The 2,116-nt window shown below is 72.7% G+C and carries 4 protein-coding genes; 1 reads left to right on the forward strand and 3 read right to left on the reverse strand.

Annotation, left to right across the window (positions count from 1 at the left end; genetic code table 11):
* Both AC1DUQ_RS21125 and AC1DUQ_RS21130 read right to left on the reverse strand, forming a co-directional pair.
* Positions 1-394 (reverse strand): DUF427 domain-containing protein (locus tag AC1DUQ_RS21125; RefSeq protein ID WP_477074562.1); only part of this gene is annotated, 394 nt, incomplete at its 3' end.
* Positions 391-714 carry a YtxH domain-containing protein gene (locus tag AC1DUQ_RS21130; RefSeq protein WP_477059761.1) on the reverse strand — a complete coding sequence of 108 codons (324 nt, stop codon included), beginning with the start codon at positions 712-714 and terminating at the stop codon, positions 391-393. The genes AC1DUQ_RS21130 and AC1DUQ_RS21125, both read right to left, overlap by 4 nt.
* A gap of 168 nt (positions 715-882) precedes the next feature.
* Between AC1DUQ_RS21130 and AC1DUQ_RS21135 the strand changes: the two genes are divergently transcribed.
* A complete protein-coding gene (locus tag AC1DUQ_RS21135; RefSeq protein ID WP_477059760.1) occupies positions 883-1,461 on the forward strand; it encodes a hypothetical protein in 579 nt (192 codons plus the stop codon).
* 9 nt (positions 1,462-1,470) lie between these two features.
* Here the strand turns inward: AC1DUQ_RS21135 and AC1DUQ_RS21140 are convergent.
* A partial coding sequence (locus tag AC1DUQ_RS21140) for a hypothetical protein (protein ID WP_477074563.1) occupies positions 1,471-2,116 on the reverse strand: 646 nt, incomplete at its 5' end.

A 2,116-nucleotide genomic window follows, 5' to 3' on the forward strand; every position in this document is an offset into this window, starting at 1 on the left:
CGCCGTCCACCGTGCAGGTCAGGTCGGTCGCGTACAGGGCCACCCGGTCGACGAGCGACTCGTACCCCGGCAGCGGCGCCGGGTAGGTCCAGCCGACGCGCGACAGCAGACGCCCCCCGACCCGCAGGGACACGTACGACGCCACACCCTTGAACTCGCACACCGACGAGCCGACCGCCGGCTCCAGCACCCCCGGCTCGAACGCGTCGAACGGCAGGTAGTACACCGGCGGGTGGCTGGTCTCGAGCACGCGGACCGCGTCGGTGGTGGTCGCGACCGGGACGCCGTCCAGCGTCACGACCACCCGCTCGGACGTGGGCTCGGCCCGGGGCGGCCGCGGGTAGTCCCAGACGGACTCCTGACCGGGAGCCGCCGGCAGCGGGGTAGGGCTCACCGCTGCCCGGGGTTGGCGTCGTCCGCGTCCATCAACGGCTGGACCACGGTCGGCGACGAGTCGTCGGTCGGGTACTTCGTGGTGGACGACGAGACCGCGCTCTTGGCCGTGTCGACCGCCTTCTCCCACACGGCGGCGCCCTGCTTCTTGGCGAACGCGGTCGCCTGCGCCTCGTACTCCTGCACGTAATCCTGCACGCGCGGGTCGTGCCAGACGTCCCCCGCCCAGACCTTCATCTTCTCCAGCTGGCGGCGCCCGGACGGCGTACCGAGCAGGTACCCCGCGGAGACGCCGGCGACGAACACCACTCGCTTGATCATGCGTAGTCCTCCCGAACTCGGCTGAGTGTCCGAGCGTAGGCACGGTTCCGCGTCGACGCGCGGCGGACGGCGAGCGGCAGGAGGTCGGCCGGACGGGTGAGAAGGCTTCGATCCGGCCGTGACCACCCGCGCGCGCCCGTACGCTCTCCCCCGATTCGAGGGGGATCCATGCGCAGCACGACCATCGGCGCCATCGTCGCCGGCACTCTCCTCGTGGCCAGCGGTGCCACGGTGACCGCACTCCTGGTTCGCGACGAGCCGGGTACGAACCCTGCCCTGTGGACGACCGAGACGCTGACCGCCGACGGAGCACAGGCCCTGCCGCACCCGCTGCACGTCACCCCGGCGGACTGCCCCGGCTTCTCGCTGTCGTCCCCGGTGCCCGAGGAGAGTCGCAACGTGCCCGGATCGGGGTCGTACACGGTGACGCTCGCCCCCGAGCACCACGCGTTCTTGGTGTGCCTCGGTTCCACCGAGGCGGTCGGCGGGCCACGCGATGCGGTCGCCGACCAGATCGGCATCGTCGAGGACGTGACCAGCTTCAACCCCGCGCTGGTGAGCACGCCGTTCGGCGAGGCGGTCCGCGTGGACCGCGCGTTCGGCCCGGACGCCGTTCCTCGGCTCACGGACTGGCTGGTCGATCACGGCGGCTACACCTACGCGTTCGGCTACCTCCACCCGACCGAGGCCGCGCAGTACTACGAGACCGTCGAGGCGATGATCGCGTCTGTCGTCTGGGACCAGTAGCCACACCGGTCAGTGCGCACGGAGCCGCCGGGCCTCGTCCTCGAGGTCGAACGAGCGCGCGATCGCGGTCTCCACCCGGTCGTCATCCCACCCCACGTCGGGGTCCGGCTCGAGGTAGGACAGCACGGTCGCGACGACCGCGTACGACTCGGTGGTCCACGGCGACTCGGTGGTCGACCCGAGCGCCCGCATGAGCCGCGGTGGTCGTGGCGGGACGATGGCGGCGCGGGCGACGAGACCGCTCATCAGCGCCCCCGTCGCCTCGGCCATGAGCGTGAACCCGGTGCCGGGGTCGAGCCACGGGACGAGCCGGTAGCCCACCACGTCCGGGAGCCGCGCGTACACACGCGCGCGGCGGTCGGTGAAGGCCCGCTCGGAGCTGGCGAGCTCGGCGGCTACGGCGTCGCGCAGGTCGCCGGGGGGCAGGCTCGAGCAGGTGGCCCGCAGCGCCAGGTGGTCCCGCCACGCGGTCGAGCCGGCGATGCGGCCGAAGTCGCTCTCGGTGGCCACCCGCAGGCTCTCGACCACGAGCGTCCGCCTGCCCTCGGGCGTGGCCAGCACGTCGCGGTGCTCGACGACGAGGTCGCGGACCGCCGCGATGTCCGCGTCGGACTCGGGTTCCAGCTCCGCGTTGCGCACCACGCGCAGGAGGACC

Source organism: Cellulomonas sp. P4_B5_2, assembly GCF_056402235.1.